The sequence below is a fragment of the Marinobacter sp. KMM 10035 genome, assembly GCF_046537445.1.
GTDB classification, from domain to species: domain Bacteria; phylum Pseudomonadota; class Gammaproteobacteria; order Pseudomonadales; family Oleiphilaceae; genus Marinobacter; species Marinobacter sediminicola.
In genome coordinates this window covers 197,061-214,769 of sequence record NZ_JBBVMG010000001.1, presented here as the reverse complement: position 1 = coordinate 214,769, position 17,709 = coordinate 197,061, and the positions used below count along the sequence as shown (strand labels likewise).

16 protein-coding genes are annotated in these 17,709 nt (G+C 53.9%); 14 read left to right on the top strand and 2 right to left on the bottom strand.

The features are described 5' to 3' along the window. Positions 1–22: 22 nt before the first annotated feature. The 7 genes from AADB16_RS00970 (at position 23) to AADB16_RS00940 (ending at position 8,504) form a co-directional block, all read left to right on the top strand. Positions 23–1,726 (top strand): acyl-CoA dehydrogenase family protein, encoded by a 1,704-nt coding sequence (locus AADB16_RS00970; protein WP_410800760.1) that lies wholly within the window; start codon positions 23–25, stop codon positions 1,724–1,726. Between the two features lie 41 nt (positions 1,727–1,767). Further along, complete coding sequence (locus AADB16_RS00965) at positions 1,768–2,688, top strand: SDR family NAD(P)-dependent oxidoreductase (RefSeq protein WP_309045716.1); 921 nt, start codon at positions 1,768–1,770, stop codon at positions 2,686–2,688. Between the two features lie 90 nt (positions 2,689–2,778). Continuing rightward, positions 2,779–3,636 carry a MaoC/PaaZ C-terminal domain-containing protein gene (locus AADB16_RS00960; protein WP_410800758.1) on the top strand — a complete coding sequence of 286 codons (858 nt, stop codon included), beginning with the start codon at positions 2,779–2,781 and terminating at the stop codon, positions 3,634–3,636. A 35-nt stretch (positions 3,637–3,671) separates the two neighbouring features. Further along, entirely contained in the window at positions 3,672–4,892 is a 1,221-nt protein-coding gene (locus AADB16_RS00955; protein WP_410800756.1) for a CoA transferase, read from the top strand. Positions 4,893–4,934: 42 nt separating this feature from the next. Then, positions 4,935–6,065, top strand: a complete 1,131-nt coding sequence (locus AADB16_RS00950) for a CaiB/BaiF CoA transferase family protein (RefSeq protein WP_410800754.1) — start codon at positions 4,935–4,937, stop codon at positions 6,063–6,065. 40 nt (positions 6,066–6,105) lie between these two features. After that, complete coding sequence (locus AADB16_RS00945; protein WP_309045712.1) at positions 6,106–6,900, top strand: enoyl-CoA hydratase/isomerase family protein; 795 nt, start codon at positions 6,106–6,108, stop codon at positions 6,898–6,900. A gap of 50 nt (positions 6,901–6,950) precedes the next feature. Next, positions 6,951–8,504 (top strand): acyl-CoA synthetase, encoded by a 1,554-nt coding sequence (locus AADB16_RS00940; protein ID WP_309045711.1) that lies wholly within the window; start codon positions 6,951–6,953, stop codon positions 8,502–8,504. Positions 8,505–8,596: 92 nt separating this feature from the next. On the opposite strand, the gene AADB16_RS00935 is transcribed toward AADB16_RS00940, so the two are convergent. After that, positions 8,597–9,376, bottom strand: coding sequence for an enoyl-CoA hydratase-related protein (locus AADB16_RS00935; RefSeq protein ID WP_309045710.1), 780 nt, complete (start codon positions 9,374–9,376; stop codon positions 8,597–8,599). Positions 9,377–9,634: 258 nt separating this feature from the next. Here AADB16_RS00935 and AADB16_RS00930 point away from each other — a divergent pair, with 258 nt between their 5' ends. Then, a complete protein-coding gene (locus AADB16_RS00930; protein ID WP_410800752.1) occupies positions 9,635–10,696 on the top strand; it encodes a C4-dicarboxylate TRAP transporter substrate-binding protein in 1,062 nt (353 codons plus the stop codon). Positions 10,697–10,770: 74 nt separating this feature from the next. On the opposite strand, the gene AADB16_RS00925 is transcribed toward AADB16_RS00930, so the two are convergent. Beyond that, positions 10,771–11,829, bottom strand: a complete 1,059-nt coding sequence (locus AADB16_RS00925) for a C4-dicarboxylate TRAP transporter substrate-binding protein (RefSeq protein WP_309045708.1) — start codon at positions 11,827–11,829, stop codon at positions 10,771–10,773. 405 nt (positions 11,830–12,234) lie between these two features. On the opposite strand from AADB16_RS00925, the gene AADB16_RS00920 reads away from it, so the two are divergent. The 6 genes from AADB16_RS00920 to AADB16_RS00895 all read left to right on the top strand — a co-directional run bounded on the left by AADB16_RS00920 (position 12,235) and on the right by AADB16_RS00895 (position 17,708). After that, positions 12,235–13,272, top strand: coding sequence for a TauD/TfdA family dioxygenase (locus AADB16_RS00920; RefSeq protein ID WP_309045707.1), 1,038 nt, complete (start codon positions 12,235–12,237; stop codon positions 13,270–13,272). A gap of 37 nt (positions 13,273–13,309) precedes the next feature. After that, positions 13,310–14,083 carry a class II aldolase/adducin family protein gene (locus tag AADB16_RS00915; RefSeq protein WP_309045706.1) on the top strand — a complete coding sequence of 258 codons (774 nt, stop codon included), beginning with the start codon at positions 13,310–13,312 and terminating at the stop codon, positions 14,081–14,083. 193 nt (positions 14,084–14,276) lie between these two features. Then, complete coding sequence (locus AADB16_RS00910) at positions 14,277–14,741, top strand: PaaI family thioesterase (protein WP_410800749.1); 465 nt, start codon at positions 14,277–14,279, stop codon at positions 14,739–14,741. A 211-nt stretch (positions 14,742–14,952) separates the two neighbouring features. Beyond that, entirely contained in the window at positions 14,953–16,020 is a 1,068-nt protein-coding gene (locus tag AADB16_RS00905; RefSeq protein ID WP_410800747.1) for a C4-dicarboxylate TRAP transporter substrate-binding protein, read from the top strand. Between the two features lie 45 nt (positions 16,021–16,065). Further along, positions 16,066–17,139 carry a C4-dicarboxylate TRAP transporter substrate-binding protein gene (locus tag AADB16_RS00900; RefSeq protein WP_410800745.1) on the top strand — a complete coding sequence of 358 codons (1,074 nt, stop codon included), beginning with the start codon at positions 16,066–16,068 and terminating at the stop codon, positions 17,137–17,139. Beyond that, a complete protein-coding gene (locus AADB16_RS00895) occupies positions 17,127–17,708 on the top strand; it encodes a TRAP transporter small permease (protein ID WP_410800743.1) in 582 nt (193 codons plus the stop codon). The genes AADB16_RS00900 and AADB16_RS00895 overlap by 13 nt, the downstream gene beginning before the upstream one ends. Position 17,709: the final 1 nt, after the last annotated feature.

The following is a 17,709-nucleotide window of genomic DNA, read 5'->3' as shown; positions in this document are numbered from 1 at the left end:
GCCAGGAACAAGGGGTTGAACCATGAACGCCAGTAGCAAACAGGTAAATGAGAGCAATATGAACGCGATAGACTCGCTAGCGGTAGCCGACAAATACCTGGGGAAGGCCCGGGAACTGGTTGATCTGGCACTGGGGCGGCTTAACACGCTGTGCAGCGTTGACGGGCGGGTAAACTCCGAGCGTCTCGATGAGCACCAGCTGTCGTGCTATGAGCTCGCTTTTTGTGTCGCCGAACTGAGTGCTGCCGATGCCGTCAACCGCTATGCGGAAAAGGCACAGCAGAAGGACTCATTGGCGCTGACTGTGGCGCTGGCGTTCAATGCGGAAGCCCTGCAGAAAGTCATGCAGCGCCTGTTGGCGCTGGCAGATGACGCCGGCATTGAGCGTGGTTCCGTGCTGGCGCTGTATAGCGATGCCGAACTGAGCTCATTCATCAACAACTTCGGAAGTGCCGGGTATCTGGCCGCTTTGGGAGAGCAGTTGTCATCCCGGGGCAGCCTCTATCTGCCCGCCCTGCTGGACGATGATAAAGAGATGGTACGGGAAACCTTCGCCCGGTTTGCCAACGATGTGGTTATGCCATTGGCGGAGAAAATACACCGTCACGATCTCGATATCCCCGATGAAATCCTGAAGCCCGCTGCTGAACTGGGCAGCTTTGGCATCAGCATTCCCGAGCGCTTTGGTGGCCTGCAGCCTGACGACCACGACGATAGCTTGAGCATGATCGTGGTGACAGAAGAACTGTCCAGAGCCTCTTTGGGCGCTGCGGGTAGCCTGATAACCCGCCCTGAAATTGCCGCCAAAGCATTGCTTAGTGGCGGTACCGAAGCCCAGCAGCAAAAGTGGCTGCCGCGCCTGGCATCGGGTGAAACCCTTTGTGCCATTGCCATTACAGAGCCCAACCATGGTTCGGATGTGGCATCCCTTGGCTTGCGTGCAACCCCTACCGAAGGTGGCTGGGTGCTCAACGGCAGCAAAACCTGGTGCACCTTTGCCGGCAAGGCAGAGTTGCTGGTGGTTATCGCCAGAACCGAGCCGGATATGAGCCTTGGACACAAAGGTCTGAGCCTGTTTTTGGTGGAAAAGCCCGCAGCTGCTGGCCACGAGTTTGACCACCAGCAACCGTCTGGCGGCAAGATCTCCGGCAAGGCCATTGCCACCTTGGGCTACCGCGGCATGCATTCTTACGATGTCTTCTTTGAAGACTACTTTGTGGCGGCGGACCACCTCATTGGTGAGGAAAAAGGCCAGGGCAAGGGTTTCTATTTCACCATGTCCGGATTTGCCGGTGGTCGTATCCAGACGGCAGCGAGAGCATCCGGTGTGATGCAGGCAGCCTGTGAAAAGGGCCTGCAGTACGCCGGTGAACGCAAGGTGTTTGGCAAGCCGGTGGGCGCGTATCAGCTGACCCAGGTCAAGCTGGCGCGGATGTTCTCAACCCTTATTGCCTCACGCCAGTTTACCTACGCGGTAGCCCGGTTGATGGATGAAGGCAAAGGGCAGATGGAAGCCAGCCTGGTCAAGCTCTTCTCTTGCCGTGCGGCAGAATGGGTGAGCCGGGAGGCTATGCAAATTCATGGCGGCATGGGTTACGCCGAAGAAAGCGATGTCAGCCGCTACTTCGTGGATGCCCGTGTGCTGTCCATCTTCGAAGGCGCCGAAGAAACCCTGGCGCTGAAAGTAATTGCCCGTGATCTGGTCACCAGAGCACAGGCGAAGTAAAAACCTTGAACGAAAACAAGCTTAAGCAAGCGGAGCCTATTATGAGCGATTCAAAGTTATTGGAAGGTAAAGTCATCGTTGTTACCGGTGGCGGTCGTGGCATTGGTCGTGCGACCTCAATTATGTTGGCCGAGCATGGCGCCAAAGTGGTTGTAAACGACCTGGGTGGTGCGGGAGATGGCTCCGGTGGTGATCAGACGCCGGCTGATGAAGTGGTTGGCGAGATCAAGAAGGCCGGCGGCGAAGCCGTCAGCAACTATGACAGTGTGACCGATTGGGACGGTGCCCATAACATCATCCAGACAGCCATCGATACTTTTGGTCGCATCGACGGTGTTGTTAACAACGCCGGCAACCTGCGCGATGGCATCTTCCACAAAATGTCGGAAGCCGACTGGGATTCTGTTATCGCGGTTCACCTCAAAGGCAGCTTTAACGTCAGCCGTGCAGCCGCTACGCACTTCCGCGAGCAGGGCAGCGGTACCTTTGTAAACATGACGTCTACCTCTGGTCTGATCGGCAACTTTGGCCAGGCCAACTACGCTGCCGCCAAGGCCGGCATCATGGGGCTGTCCAAGTCATTGGCACTGGATATGAACCGCTTTGGTGTGACCTCCAACTGCATCGCGCCCTTTGCCTGGAGCCGTCTGATCGGAACCATCCCGACAGAAACCGAAGAAGAGAAAGCCCGCGTTGCGAAGATTCAGCAGATGACGCCAGACAAGATTGCCACTTTGGCAGTCACTCTGTGCAGCGATGCTGCCAAGCACGTAACCGGCCAGATCTTTGGCGTGCGCAACAACGAAATTTTCCTGTTCAGTCAGCCACGCCCCATGCGTTCGGCCCACACCCTGGAAGGCTGGACGCCGGAAACCGTTCTGAGCCGTGTGTTGCCTGCATTTGAAAGCGACTTCTACAAGCTGGATCGCTCTGCTGACGTCTTCAGCTGGGACCCGTTCTGATTCCCTCCACCTGAATCTGACGACTGAGCACGGCGCAGCTTATCCACGGAGATGCTGCGCCAGTACCGGCCTATTAACAGGAAGCCCATCATGGCAATCAATTACGAACAGTTGCTTAACCGCAAGTTTGAAACACTGACCCACGATTACACCGAAAAAGACAGCATGCTGTACGCGCTGGGTGTGGGTTTGGGCAATGACCCGTTGAATGAAAACTGCCTGCAGTTTGTGTATGAAGACGGCCTCAAGGCACTGCCCAGCATGTCTGTTGTGCTGGCCTACCCAGGCTTCTGGGCGCGCGAGCCGGATACGGGTATTGATTGGGTCAAGGTTCTGCATGCAGGCCAGGAATTCATCATCCACAAGCCCCTGCCTGCCTCTGGTGTGGTTGAAGCCACCACCAAGGTCACCGAGATTGTTGATAAAGGTGAAGGCAAAGGTGCGTTGGTTGTTACCGAGCGCGTGGTGCGTGACAAGGCAACAGGTGAAGATCTGTGCACACTGCTCAGCACCATCATGGCGCGGGGTGATGGCGGCTTTGGTGGTCCATCTACCTCCAGCGCAACGCCAGACCGGATTCCCGAGCGTGAGCCAGACCTGATCTGCGATCTGCCAACTCTGGATCAGGCCGCTTTGATTTACCGCTTGTCCGGAGACTATAACCCCCTGCACGCCTCACCGAGTGTTGCGCGCCAGGCCGGGTTCGAAAAGCCGATTCTTCATGGTCTGTGCACCTTTGGTGTGGCGACTCATGCTCTGCTGAAAACCTTGTGCGACTACGATCCTGCGCGCCTGAATCGTATGCGCGTGCGTTTCTCTGCACCGGTTTATCCGGGCGAAACCATTCGCACTGAAATGTGGCGCGACGGCAACAAAATCGCCTTCCGCTGTCGCTCTGTAGAGCGCGACATTGTGGTGATTAACAACGGTTACGCCGAAGTTAGCTGAGCATTTGCAACAACGTATCAACACGGAGCATGGATATGCAGAACATCTTGTCGGGACTCAGGGTAATTGAGGGCAGTGCATTTGTGGCCGCGCCTTCTGGTGGCATGACACTGGCCCAGCTTGGTGCCGACGTGATTCGTTTTGATCCCATCGGTGGTGGCATTGACTACAACCGGTGGCCGGTTACCGCCGATCAGCGCAGCCTTTACTGGCACAGCCTGAACAAGGGCAAGCGTTCGATCGCGGTGGACTTCCGTAAACCTGAAGGCCAAGAGTTGCTTACCCGATTGGTGGCAGCACCTGGTGATCAGGCCGGCATGTTCCTGACTAACTTCCCTGCGAAAGGCTGGATGGCCTATGAGCGCCTGCGCCAGCACCGTGAAGACCTGATTTACCTGAATCTCACGGGCGACCGCCACGGCGGCAGTGCACTGGACTATACGGTGAACTGCAAGGTCGGGTTTCCTTCCCTGACCGGAGATGGCAAAGCCGGGCCTTTGAATAACCCGATGCCCGCCTGGGATGTGATTACCGGCCAGCAGATTGCGTTGGGACTGTTAGCGGCTGAGCGGCACCGCTCCCGCACTGGGGAAGGTCAGTTGATAAAAATCGCTCTGGCAGACGTAGCCTGGGCAACACTGGGTAACCTGGGGTATATCGCCGAGGCCATGATCAACAATGCTGATCGTGATGCCATTGGCAATCACATCTACGGCACTTATGGCCACGACTTCGAGTGCAAAGACGGCGAGCGGGTCATGATCGTTGGCGTTAGCCCCAACCAGTGGCGGGCCATTGTGAGTGTTACGGAAACGGAAACCCAGATCAGTGAACTGGAGGCGCGCTCCGGTTTCAACTTCAAACAGGAAGGGGATCGCTACAAAGGCCGCGATGAGATTACTTCGATATTGGAACCCTGGTTCAAAGCCCGCAATTTTTCAGACGTGCAAACCGCGCTGGATAACGGCGGGGTGTGCTGGGGCAAGTACCAGACAGTTAAAGAAGCGGTGGAGAACGATCGCGATTGTTCAGTTGATAACCCATTGTTTGAAATGGTGGAACAGCCGGGTATCGGCACCTACTTGATGCCGGACAATCCTCTGCGATTCACCTCTGTTGAAAAAGAGCCGGTGCGCAGAGCGCCCCATCTGGGTGAGCACACAGAAGAAATTCTTGCCGAAACACTCGGGCTGAGCAACACCGAAATCGGGCGCCTGTTTGATCAGAAAATTGTGGCAGCGCATACCGCAGGTTGAACCGGCCGACAGAATCTGGCTGAGATCAGGAGGATAGAGTTAATGGGGCCATTACACGGGATTCGTATTGTTGAACTGGCGGGCATAGGCCCGGGGCCTTTCTGCGGCATGATGCTGGCGGACATGGGTGCTGAAGTGATCAGTGTGGAGCGGGTTGGCGTGACTGCCGTTCAACCGGAGCTGGACTGCAGCCGGCGCGGCAAGCGTTCGGTTGCCTTGAACCTGAAAACCCCCGAAGGCGTCAAAGCTCTACTGAAGCTGGTTGAAAGCGCAGACGCTCTGCTTGAAGGCTTTCGCCCCGGCGTAACAGAGAAACTGGGCGTTGGGCCGGATGACTGCCTGGCGGTGAACCCAAGGCTCGTTTATGGCCGCATGACCGGTTGGGGGCAATACGGTTCAATGGCGCAGGCGGCAGGCCATGATATCAATTACATCTCCCTGACCGGCGCCCTGCATGCGTTCGGGCGCAAAGGCGAAAAACCCGTGCCACCGCTGAACCTTGTGGGGGATTTTGGTGGCGGCGGCATGATGCTGGCCTTTGGCATTGTTTGCGCACTGTTGGAGACTCAAAAATCCGGCAAAGGGCAGGTGATTGATGCGGCCATGACCGACGGCTCCGCAGTGCTGATGTCCATGTTCAATTCTGCCCATGAGCGCGGTACCCACAGCCTTGAGCGTGGCGTGAACCGCCTGGATTCCGGTGCGCACTTTTACGACACCTACGAAACCGCCGACGGCAAATACATTTCCCTGGGTTCCATCGAGCCCCAGTTCTACGCCCAGCTGATCGAAGTGGCCGGCCTGCCGGCAGACAAGTTTGCCGATCAGATGGATAAGACCAAGTGGCCGGAATTATCCGAAATTGTAGCCGACACCATCAGACAGAAAACCCGTGATGAATGGTGTGAGCTGATGGAAGGCAGCGACATCTGTTTTGCGCCGGTGCTGGATCTGATCGAGGCGCAATCGCACCCGCACAATGTTGAGCGTAATACCTACGTGGACATTGGCGGCATGAAGCAGCCAGCGCCTGCGCCCAGGTTCAGCCGTACCGAAGCACACATCCGTTTCGCAGCCAAACCCTACGGCCAAGACACAGATGCACTGTTGCAAGAAATTGGCTACAGCGCAGAAGAGATTGACCAGCTGCGTGCCGGGAAAGCGTGCAGCTAGAAAGCTCGGCAATTCCCGATATTGCGAGGCAACAAAAACAATGAGCGATTTACTTTACAGCGTTGAGAATGGGGTGGCGTACCTCACCATGAACCGCCCCGAAGCCCGTAATGCACTCTCCACCGAAATGCGCGAGCAAATACGCGAGCGCCTGGAACAGATCAGAGTCGATGATGAGGTTCGCTGTGTGGTGTTGAGAGGTGCCGGTAAGCACTTTATAGCCGGTGGCGATGTAAAAGGGTTTATGGAATTCACAGAGTGGACGCCAGAGCAGCGGCGAGCCCGTTTCACCAGGCGCGTTCAGGAATTGAATCCCATCATGGGCCTGATGCGCAGTCTGAACAAACCGATTCTTGCCAGTGTGCAAGGTGCCGCTGCCGGGGCCGGAGTGAGCCTGGCGCTGTGCTGTGATCTGGTGATGGCCTGTGAAAAAGCCTTTTTCACTTTGGCTTACACAGGCATAGGAACGACCCCGGACGGTGCCGGCACCTATCAACTGCCACGACTGGTCGGTGAAAAGAAAGCCATGGAGCTCACTTTGCTGGGTGAGCGGTTTTCCGCCCAGGACGCCGCAGGCATGGGCCTGATCAACTGGGTAGTGCCTGAAGGCACCCTGGAAGAACGCACCAAAGCCATGGCAGAGCGCCTCGCCAAGGGTCCCACTCATGCCTACGGCAACGCCAAACGCCTCATCCTGCAATCACTGAGTTCTTCATTGGAAGCGCAACTGCAAGCCGAAGCGGAATCCTTTGGAGATTGCACGGCAACCGATGACTGGGTGGAGGGCGTGCGCGCGTTCAACGAAAAGCGCAAACCCCAGTACACCGGTAAATAGCCCTACCTTATTCCTACCCAGTCAGCAGTGTTACAGGAGACCCCGGATTTATGACTACCCAAAAACAACATACACGCGCCCTGACCGGGATAGTTTGCGGAGACCAGCATCTCAGTCATGAGGCGTTTCAAAACGACATCAAGCGTGCTGCAACCGGGCTGAGAGAGGCTGGCGTTAAACCGGGCGATTGCGTCGCTATTTTCATGCGCAACGATATTCCGTTTATGACCCTGTCCAGAGCCACAGCCTATATCGGTGGTTATGCGGTGCCAATCAATTGGCATCTGGTGGGTGAAGAGCTGACGTATATCCTCCACGACTGCGCGGCCAAGATACTGGTCATACATGCCGATCTTTGGCGCAAGGTCAAAAACGAGATTCCGGAAGGTGTCCAGTGCATTCTGGTAGAGACGCCCAAGGCGTTACGCGAGGCGTTTAATCTCACACCCGAAGACTGCAAAGTGCCGAACGATCAAATTGCTTTCGCCCGGTGGCTGGCGGAATCTGATCCGATTGCTGATCCTCCGCAGGAAGGGCCGGCGTCCATGATCTATACCTCCGGCACCACCGGGCACCCAAAAGGCGTAAGGCGGAAGCCCTTGCCCCCTGAAAATGCCAAAGAGATGCAAGCGTTCCGGTCGCGGGTATACGGCTGTAAAGAAGGCGTGCGCGCCATGGTTCCAGGCCCGCTTTACCACAGTTCGCCCAATGGTTTTGCCATGCAGTCATCGAGGGTTGGTGAGTTGCTGTTGATTGTGCCGCGCTTTGATGCGGAGTCGTTTCTGGCATTGGTTGAGGAGTACGCAATCACGGCGGCGGTCATGGTCCCGATAATGTTTATTCGGTTATTGAAGCTTCCTGAAGATGTGCGTAACAAGTATGACCTTTCCAGTCTCGAGTTTGTTGTGCATGCGGCCGCGCCTTGCCCCGCCGATGTGAAAACCCGGATGATTGAATGGTTCGGCCCGGTTATCAACGAGTTTTACGGCTCGACGGAATCCAGTGGTGTTACTGCCTGTACCTCTGAGCAAGCGCTGGCAAAGCCGGGTACCGTGGGCACAACCGTGCCAGAAGCGGATGTCCGTATCCTGGATGCTGAGGGTAATATTCTACCGCCAGGTCAGATTGGTGAGATTTACTCGCGCTTCCCGAATATGGACTTCACTTACAACCGTAAGCCGGAAGAACGCGCAGCGATCGACCGGGATGGCTATATCACCTCCGGCGATATGGGATATTTTGATGAAGACGGCTTTTTGTTCATTGCCGATCGCATCAAAGACATGGTTATTTCCGGTGGCGTTAATATTTATCCGGCTGAAATTGAAGAGGTCTTGCACAACTGCCCGGGGATTAAAGACTGCGCGGTATTCGGGGTTCCTGATGCGGAATTTGGTGAGTCAGTGATGGCTGTTATCGAGACTGACGACGGTAATGATATCGACGTCGAAAACGTGAAAACGTATCTTCGAAAGCACCTGGCAGGCTATAAAGTACCCAGACGTATTGAAGTTGGGCACGATTTGCCCCGCGAGGATTCAGGCAAAATCTTCAAGCGCCGTCTGAGAGATAAATACTGGCAGGCTGCCGGGCGAAGTATCTGAGCACAAAACCAAAAAAATCCTGCTGTGATAGCTTCCTCAAGGGCGCTGTCACAGCAGGATTCGGGTATTTTCAAAAGACTCAACTTGTCGGTTTACTGTCCTTTGAAGGCTGCAGGTCGCCGCTCTTGAAAAGCGCCAATCCCTTCTTCGAAATCATCTGTTTTGAACGCCTTGCCCTGACAACTGGCTTCAAACGCCAGAGCTTCTTCCAGTGTTGCCGTTTGCGCCAACTCGATTTCTGACTTGATCAAACCGAGCGCCACTGTGGGGCCTTTGGAAAGTTTTAGCGCCAGCGCCAGGGCATCATCCTGAAGGCTGGCGTCTTCGCTGATGCTGTAAATCAGCCGCATGTCGAGGGCTTCTGAGGCAGAAATGCTCTTGCCCAGCATGGCCAGAGCACGGGTACGTGCAGCGCCTATGGCTCGTGACAGAAAGAAAGATGCGCCGCCGTCCATTACCAGGCCAATTCGCGCAAACGCCAGACTGAAGTTTGCGGATTCATTCGCAATGGCAATATCAGCGGCCAAGGCAAGGCTGAACCCTGCGCCTGCGGCGGGGCCGTTTACAGCGGCTATAACAGGTACAGGAATGCTGCGCATAAGAGAGACAAGCTTGTTTATGCCGTCTTCCATCTCCTGTTGAATCGTGTCCCGCCGCGCAAGAATCTTGTCCGGCTGCAAATCGGCGCCAACGCAAAAACCCCGCCCCTCCGCGCGGATAAGGATGGCCCGTGCCTTTGGTTCATGTGCTTGCCCGGCCAGTGCGCTAATTAACCCGTCACGCATTTCCTTGGTCAGAGCGTTCAGTTTATCTGCCCGGTTTAATGTGAGTATGAGCAGGTCGTCCTGCCATTCCGTTAATAAGTCACTCATTGGAATTTTGCCTGTGCCTAATGTAAACGTAGGTAGTCTACTAAGGTTGGCACGTGGCTAGCTTGGCGACCAATAGATAAATTTGTACCGGGGTATGCGATTTTAATATATGACCGGGCAAGTGGGCTTTTGCACAAGTTTTAAATGTGTTCTTTTATAGTTATTAGGCATGGCCACTAGCCATAAGTTGTAGTGGTCCGGCTCCGGGGGCGGTGCTATGGTCGAATGAAATTCGCTACTGCTTTTGGGGAGAATATAATGTTAAAAAAAATGGTGTCTGGCGCAGTTTTGATGTGCGCTATGGCAGGGACGGTATCTGCAGATATGGTACTGCGCTTTGCTGAGGGCTCGCCCAACCGTGGGAGTCGCGCAGTGGCAGTAGAGCATTTCATGGAAGAGGTGAAGCAACTGTCTGGAGAGAAGCTCAAGTTCGATATCCACTGGGGTGGTGCGTTACTCGATTATAAAACCATGACTGACGGGATTTCCCGTGGCACAGCCGATATGGGCACCATGCTTGCCGCCTACACACCCCAGAAACTGAAAGCTCTCACGATTGGCGATGTGCCTGTAGGCTCTTCGGATCCTTGGGTGGGTACTCGGGCCATGTATGAACTGATGACTACGAACAAGGTTACGCAAGATCTACTGGCGCGCCAGGGGCTGGTTTACATCACCGGCTATTCCAGCACAGGGGTACAGTTTGAATGTGGTAAGGGTAATGAGATTCGCACCGTAGAGGATATCAAGGGTAAGCGGATACGCGCCATTGCCACCTATGCCAAGGTGTTGGACGAGCTGGGTGCGAGCTTGGTTAACCTGACGGCGGGCGATTTCTATCAGTCGATTGATACCGGGCTGGTCGATTGCAGCGCGAGTTACCTGTACACCATACGCACCATGAAGACGTTCGAAGTTATTGATAACGTCACACTGGTGAATTGGGGGCAGATTAACGGGTTTGCCACATTGATGAACCTCTACACCTGGGAGGATCTCTCCAAGGAAGAGCAGGCCATCATGCGTGAGGCCGGATCTAACGCTGTAGATTATGCCGCCAAACTTCAGATTGAAGAGATGGAGCTGGTGGTTGATGGCCTGCGCACCGGGTCGATCGGTAAAAAAGTGACTGTGTACGAAATGGCCGACGAAGAGAAAGCCAAACTGGAAAAAGCAGCTGAAAAGTATGCCCGTGACTGGATCGATAGCATCACTAAAGACGGTGTGGATGGTCAGAAGCTATGGGACGAATATCAGGTTCTGCTAGCGAAGTATGAGAACGAGCGTGATACCAAGGGCTACCCCTGGGACAGGAAATAACGACCGGTTTATTATAACTTTAAGACCAGAGAGCCCGCAGGCATGTTCCATGCCTGCGGGTTTTTTCATTCAGATTAACGCTGCCAGGGATAACCTTTGCTATCTTTCTCTTCCTGGTACTTGGCTAGTAATGCTTTGAATTCATTCCATATGCTCTGGCCGTCTACACCATCCTGGTTCGCTTGATCAATCCATTCCTGGACGTATTTTTCTGCAGCCACATCAAGTGCGGAACGGTCTTCTTCGGGCAGTTCATATAGCTCTGCCTTCTTGCCGATGGACCCGGTGCGCAGGCCATCAACCACCAGCTCCATCTCTTCAATCTGAAGTTTGGCGGCATAATCTACGGCATTGGAGCCCGCTTTCTGCAAAACCGCTTGGTGCTCCGGAGACAGATCGTTCCATATATCAATATTCATCAGCGTTGCAAAACCAAGGAGCTGGCCCCAGTTGGCGATTGTGTAGTTAGACGCCACTTCGAAGGTTTTGAACGCTCTGATGGTGTAGAAATAGGATGCGCCGCAGTCAACGAGGCCCGTGTCATAAGCCTGGTAGGCGTCACTGATGTTCAGGTTTATCAGGTTGGCACCCAGGTCATCGAGAATTTTGGCAAAGTTGCCAACAGCCCGCATGCGTTTGCCTTTGATGTCAGCTATCGACCGAATCTGTTTGTCGCCTGCGCACTCAAACTGCGCCCCGGTGGTCGAGAATCCGGTCAGGTATACAAAACCTTGATCTGCCAACAGTTTTTGCATGTCCTTATTGGTGGACATCAGCTCGTACATGGCGCGAGTGCCTACCCAGGGGTCGGAATAGGCTGTGGGTATATCGCCAATGGTTAACGATCTCAGTTTCTTTGGATCATAGGCGGCAAGCATGGTACCCATGTCGGCTGTGCCACCGGCTACGCCACCAACCATGGATTTGTAATTCAGCAACGCGCCACCCCAGTGGGTGTCAAAGGTCAGCTCACCGCCAGAAAGCTTCTTCACATCCTCAATCATATGGAAAACGGCGTCCGCCCGAGCACCCCGGTTTGGTGACCCTTCGGCATAACGCAGCTGTGTCGCGGCAGAAACCGTCGTTGTCAGCGCCAGTGTGAGGATAGAGCTGGAAATCAAAGTTTTTATCATTGTTATCTCCATTTTTGGTTTTAGACATTTATCAAGCTATCACTCCGGTTATTTACCAGCCAATAGCAATGCGGTATGCAGTCGATGCTGATTTTATATACTGAGTATTGTTTGGTTGGGGTTGTTTTGTTCCGTGGAAAAGACTGTGTGAGGATCTCATCTGATAGCAAAACTGGTGGTGCTGTATGCCGAAAATGTATTTCTGTCTTCATGAGTTTGTTGAGAGACTCAATGCAATGTTTATTTGTTCTTGTTTATTTTAATTGATTTTAATATTTAGTATTAGAAATAAACTCAACTATTAGCTTTTCATTTGATGACTTAATGGTGGTCTCTTAAGCCCAGGTGGCGGTATTTGATTGGGCTTTTGTATTAAATAAAAACAACAGGATAAGGAGTCTTGCTATGACTATGACCTTCGAAATATCGGAAGACGTTAAACTGCTTGGCCCGGATGTAATCTGCCATGCGCCCAAGGAAAGCTCGCCACTGCTGTTTATAGAGCCAGCCGGAGAGCGGCTCCAGTCCCGGAAGCCTTTTATTGATTGGATGGAGTCTCATCGCGACCTGCTCGACAAGCTCATCATCACCCATGGCGGCGTTATCTTGCGCGGCTTTCCTGTGCGCGAAACTGAAGATTTTGGGGCGATTGTTGGGGTATTTCCGTCTTACGACGGCGATTACCTGGGTGGACTCGCTCCGCGAAGCCAAATTGCAGGCAAAGTGATGGAAGCAACTCGGCTCGATAAAAATGCAAAAATTCGTCTGCACTCAGAAATGGCCTATATGCAGAGTTTTCCGCCGAGAGTCGCTTTTTTCAGCAAGGAAACCGCGCACACAGGTGGCGCTACCATTGTTGCGGATACGCGAGGGCTATTTGAGTCACTTCCATCCGATTTGCAGGAAAAACTGGAAACCCACGGCGTGATGACGGTGCGTAACTTTGCGGAACCAACCGGGCAGTTGGAAGCATCGGTTCCACATGTAGATCTGCGGGGATGGGATGTTGCCTTCGAAACAGAAGACAGGGACGAAGTGACAGAACGGTGCAAGGAGCGAGGGCTGGAGCCCATCTGGAATAAAGATGGGAGTTTGACCATGGTGAACCGCACTGCGGCGGTGGTGGAGCACCCCGATACCGGGCAAAAGCTCTACAGATCCAACCTCCATATTTACAGGGTCGACAGCAATATGGCCGGTTTGGACCCTGAAATCATCCGGCGGCTAAAGGAGACCCAGGAGCGCCCCTCTGGCACCTTCCTTGGCAATGGAGACTCCCTTACTGAAGAAGAAGCCTTGCACTTCACCAGATTTCTCGACGAACGGGAGCGAGCCTGGCAGTGGAAGGATGGCGACGTGATGATTCTCGATAACTTGCAGGTTTGGCATGGCCGCAACCCGTTTGATGGAAGTCGCGACGTGCAGGTGGCGATGCTGGGATGAAGAACCTGATGAAATCTGACGGCAGAGGAGGCCTTTCATGAAAGTAGCGATAGAGCAGGTTCGTGATGTGGTGTCACCGGAAGAGTGGGCGGCCCGAGTGGAGTTGGCAGCCTGTTACAGGCTGGTCCACCACTATGGTATGACCGATATGATCTATAACCACATTTCGGCGCGAATTCCCGGCACAGAGCATTTACTGATTAACGCCTATGGGTATCTCTATAACGAAATTACCGCATCCAGCCTGATAACCATTGATCTGAACGGGGAGGTGGTTCTGGAGCCGCAGAGCCCTCATGGATATGGTGTCAATCAAGCCGGCGCGCTCATCCATACGGCTGTGCATCAAGTGCGCCATGACGCCATGTGTGTGATACACACCCACACGCGTGCGGGCATGGCCGTGTCGGCTATTGAGGAAGGGTTGCTGCCTTTAACCCAGAGCGCCATGCGGTTTTACAACGCCGTGGCGTACCACGAATACGAAGGCCCGGCTCTTAATCCGGATGAAAAGGCCCGGCTCCAGAGGGATCTGGGCGAGCATAACGTGATGATCCTGAGAAACCACGGCCTTCTGGCGGTTGGCCCTTCCGTAGGCGAGGCTTTCAGTCGCATTTATTGGCTGGAAATGGCCTGCAAAGCCCAGGTCGATGCCTTGTCCATGGGGCGGAGGCTCAATATGCCAACTCAGCAAGCGTGCGATGCGACGGCAGATGTGCTGCACCCAAGCAAGCGGGGCTTGTTGGGCAAGCGTGAGTGGCCTGCGCTCCTGCGGATGCTCGATCGCACTGACCCGTCTTATGCCGCTTAACGAATATCCGCAGCCGCTGCGAATATGATGTGCCCGGCGAGCCCGGAAACAGGGCTCGCCGCCTCCTTCCATGCCCCTGATAGGCCCCATGCCTTTTCTATATAGATTGTATCCAATATAGATAATGGTTTGGGGTGTTTGGACTTGATATCTTGATAGGTCCTGAAAAAACAACTCTTCTACGGGGCCGGATATGTCAGTACGACCGAGTAATGAGGGGCAGTTGCCTGAAAAAGGCTCTGTTCCGACATTGATCTCTATGGGTTTTCGGGACCTGCTCGGTTTCGAGTTGGTTGAATGGCGTAAAGACTGGGCGGTCGTCGAACTTGAGCTCAATGAAACCCACCATAACCGCAATCGCTTCGTCCACGGAGGTGTGGTTATGTCGCTGCTGGACACCGCTTGCGGTTTTAGTGGTGTGTATTGCGACGTACCCGGCAACCTCCGGCGCTGCATTACCATCTCGATGAACACCAGTTTCATGAAACCTGTCTCGGAAGGGGTGCTTCGCGCTGAGGCGCGGGTGGTGAGCAGTGGTCGCAAAATTTTCTTCGTAGACGCCCGGGTATTTCATCAGGACACACTGGTCGCAACGGCCTCGGGCACGTTTCGCTATGTTGCCGGTGGTGAAGATGAGCAGGGTGTGCCAGCGGAGTAGCCAGGGAACCGTCTTAGCAAATAAAAATATAGGTAATATAGAATTTATATAATTGTTAGAGGTTTTTGCGAGTGCTAGTGTCTTTTTAAAGTGGATTGAAGAGCAGGAAGTATAGCGTTGGCAGGTGAGTATTTTTGTCGAAACGCCACGCCCCTGACTCTGCCAATCGTTGTGATAACAAAAATCTGAGCAATCTCATGAGGTCACGATTATGAAACATCCTTTAAGGCTCGTCAGTATCACTGTTTTTCTTGTCTTTGCCCTGGTTGCCCAGGCTTCGGCTCAATTGGTTTTGCGCTACGCCGACGGCAGCCCGAATCGTGGGACGCGGGCGCAGGCTCTGGAGTACTTCGCCAGTGAAGTAAAGAGGTTGTCTGGTGGTGAGATGGTGGTTGAGATTCATTGGGCCGGAGCCCTGCTCAAGTACAGTGCCATCATGGATGGCGTTGTTTCGGGTACGGTTGATATGGGGACAGTGTTGTCTGCCTATAACCCGCGCAAGCTCAGTGCCCTCAGTATTGGGGACATTCCTCTGGCTAGCTCCGACCCCTGGGTGGGAATGCGCTCCATGTATGAACTGGAAACCACAGAGCAACAGCTCAGGGACTCTTTGATGGATCAGGGTCTGGTGTACGTGAGTAACTTTACGTCCACAGGCGTGCAGTTTGAATGCACCGAGGGCAATGAAATCCGCACGGTGGATGACATCAAAGGCAAGCGCATGCGCGCATCGGCAGTTTACGGCAACGTGCTGGGTGACCTTGGCGCCAACATGGTCAGCATGACTTACGGTGATGTGTATCAGGCACTGGATTCTGGCCTGGTGGATTGCCTGGGCAGCTACTTCTACACCATGCGTGCCTACAAAACCTATGAAGTGATTAGCACCGTTACCCGCGCTGACTGGGGGCAGCTAATGGGGTTTGCCATCGCGATGAATCAATACACCTGGGATGACATGACAGAAAAGCAGAAGGATGTTATCCGGCAGGCGGGATCCAGCATGGTGGATCACTTTGCGCAGCTTCAGATTGAAGAGATTGACGTTGCGGCGAACAGTCTGGCGACCGGTGAGTGGGGTCGCATCGTTCCGGTGACCTCAATGAGTGACACAGAACGCCAGAAAATTCTGGATGCGACAGCCAAATATCGTGATATCTGGATTAAAGAGGCCTCTGAGCGAGGCCTTGATGGCCAGAGAATCTGGGACCGGTACATAGCGCTGGTAAAGAAGTATGAGCAAGAGCGCGACGAGAATGGCTACCCCTGGAGCCGCTGATCAGATTGGGTAAATGTTTGTCTTGGGTACGAGAGGATAATAACAATGAAGCCTGTTAAGACTATAAAAAACCTAATGATTGTTCTGGCGCTAGGGTTTTTTGGAATGGGCCAGGCGTTGGCAGAAACCACATTCCGGTACGCCGAAGGTACACCTAACCGCGGCACCAGAGCCGAGGCATTGCAGTTTTTCGCAGAAGAGATCAAGCGCGAGTCCGGTGGTGAGATGCGGATTGACATCCATTGGGGCGGAGTGCTGCTGAAGTACAGCGCGATTATGGACGGCGTGACAGCGGGCACTGCAGACCTTGGTACGGTGCTCGCTCCTTACCAGCCACAAAAGCTGCATGCCCTGGCCATCGGCGATTTGCCACTGGCCAATTCGGACCCATGGGTTGGTCTGCATGCGATGTACGACCTGATGACCCAGAATGAGCAGATGAAACAGGCACTCGCCAAGCATGACCTGGTTTATCTTGGTAACTACACCACCACAGGCGTTCAGTTCGAGTGCACAGAAGGTAACGAGATTCGCACCCTTGAGGACTTGAAGGGCAAGCGGATGCGGGCCTCGGTAACCTACGCCAAGGTTCTCAAGGATCTGGGCGCAAACATGGTCAACATGACCTATTCAGATATCTATCAAGCACTTGAAACGGGGCTTGCGGATTGTTCTGCGGCTTATTTTTACGCCATGCGCGCCTTTAAAACGCCGGAAGTTACCCATTCCGTTACCCGGGTCGACTGGGGTCAGATCATGGGGTTTGCTCTGGTGATGAACCGGCACATTTGGGAAGAACTCACGCCCGAACAGCAGCAAATCTTCCGTAATGCCGGTGTCGCTATGACAGACCATTACGCCCGCCTGCTTCTGGAAGAGATAGAGGAAGTTTCCTCTGACCTGCCCGCAGGTAAATTGGGCAATAAAATCGAAATAATCGAATTGCCGGAGGAGGATCGGCAGAAGTTGTTCAGCGCCACTGAAAAGTATGTTCGTGAGTGGATTGAGCAGACAAACAAGTCCGGCCTGGATGGTCAGGGAATCTGGGACGAATACACCGCCCTATTGAAGAAGTATGAAACTGAGCGAGATGAGCGAGGTTACCCATGGGATCGATAGAGAGTTATCACGGACGCAGTATAGGTATGGCCTGCTCCAAGGGCGTAACCCGCGCCCGAGGCTTTTTGGCCGGCCTTGAAAACATACTGCTCTACATAGCCGTGTTCTGCATTTTGGCGCTCGGCGTCATCATCATGGCAAGTGTAATACTGCGTGAGCTTGGCTACTCCGGCGTTTCTGACGAGGTGGTTATCGTTGGCGAATTGATGATTGGAGCACTGATTTTGCCGCTGGCATACGTGGCGGCAGACCGGGGCTTTATAGCGGTAGAGGTATTTACCAACCGTTTTGGTCCTCGGGTTCAGATCTCGTTGAATATCTTGAGTGCGGTCGTCGGTTTGTGCGCCGTGGCGCCTATTGCGTATGCCGCATATATATCGATGGTAGACGCCATCGATAGTGGTTCGTATTTCTTTGGATTGCTGGAGTTGCCGAAGTGGCCCGGACGCATCGCGTTTTTCATCGGCTATGGCATCTTTTTTATCCGGCTCATCGATCTGGCGATTTTTGAAACACTGGTTTTGTGCGGAGTAGTTCGTCCACACAGTGCTGAGCAGGCGGAGGAGTAAG

Excerpts from the sequence above, each read along its gene's own strand:
- AADB16_RS00950 (WP_410800754.1), top strand. The coding sequence starts at position 4,935 with ATGGGGCCATTACACGGGATTCGTATTGTTGAACTGGCGGGCATAGGC.
- AADB16_RS00960 (WP_410800758.1), top strand. The coding sequence starts at position 2,779 with ATGGCAATCAATTACGAACAGTTGCTTAACCGCAAGTTTGAAACACTG.
- AADB16_RS00915 (WP_309045706.1), top strand. The coding sequence starts at position 13,310 with ATGAAAGTAGCGATAGAGCAGGTTCGTGATGTGGTGTCACCGGAAGAG.
- AADB16_RS00910 (WP_410800749.1), top strand. The coding sequence starts at position 14,277 with ATGTCAGTACGACCGAGTAATGAGGGGCAGTTGCCTGAAAAAGGCTCT.
- AADB16_RS00895 (WP_410800743.1), top strand. The coding sequence starts at position 17,127 with ATGGGATCGATAGAGAGTTATCACGGACGCAGTATAGGTATGGCCTGC.
- AADB16_RS00970 (WP_410800760.1), top strand. The coding sequence starts at position 23 with ATGAACGCCAGTAGCAAACAGGTAAATGAGAGCAATATGAACGCGATA.
- AADB16_RS00955 (WP_410800756.1), top strand. The coding sequence starts at position 3,672 with ATGCAGAACATCTTGTCGGGACTCAGGGTAATTGAGGGCAGTGCATTT.
- AADB16_RS00935 (WP_309045710.1), bottom strand. The coding sequence starts at position 9,376 with ATGAGTGACTTATTAACGGAATGGCAGGACGACCTGCTCATACTCACA.
- AADB16_RS00905 (WP_410800747.1), top strand. The coding sequence starts at position 14,953 with ATGAAACATCCTTTAAGGCTCGTCAGTATCACTGTTTTTCTTGTCTTT.
- AADB16_RS00930 (WP_410800752.1), top strand. The coding sequence starts at position 9,635 with ATGTTAAAAAAAATGGTGTCTGGCGCAGTTTTGATGTGCGCTATGGCA.
- AADB16_RS00965 (WP_309045716.1), top strand. The coding sequence starts at position 1,768 with ATGAGCGATTCAAAGTTATTGGAAGGTAAAGTCATCGTTGTTACCGGT.
- AADB16_RS00900 (WP_410800745.1), top strand. The coding sequence starts at position 16,066 with ATGAAGCCTGTTAAGACTATAAAAAACCTAATGATTGTTCTGGCGCTA.
- AADB16_RS00920 (WP_309045707.1), top strand. The coding sequence starts at position 12,235 with ATGACTATGACCTTCGAAATATCGGAAGACGTTAAACTGCTTGGCCCG.
- AADB16_RS00945 (WP_309045712.1), top strand. The coding sequence starts at position 6,106 with ATGAGCGATTTACTTTACAGCGTTGAGAATGGGGTGGCGTACCTCACC.
- AADB16_RS00925 (WP_309045708.1), bottom strand. The coding sequence starts at position 11,829 with ATGATAAAAACTTTGATTTCCAGCTCTATCCTCACACTGGCGCTGACA.
- AADB16_RS00940 (WP_309045711.1), top strand. The coding sequence starts at position 6,951 with ATGACTACCCAAAAACAACATACACGCGCCCTGACCGGGATAGTTTGC.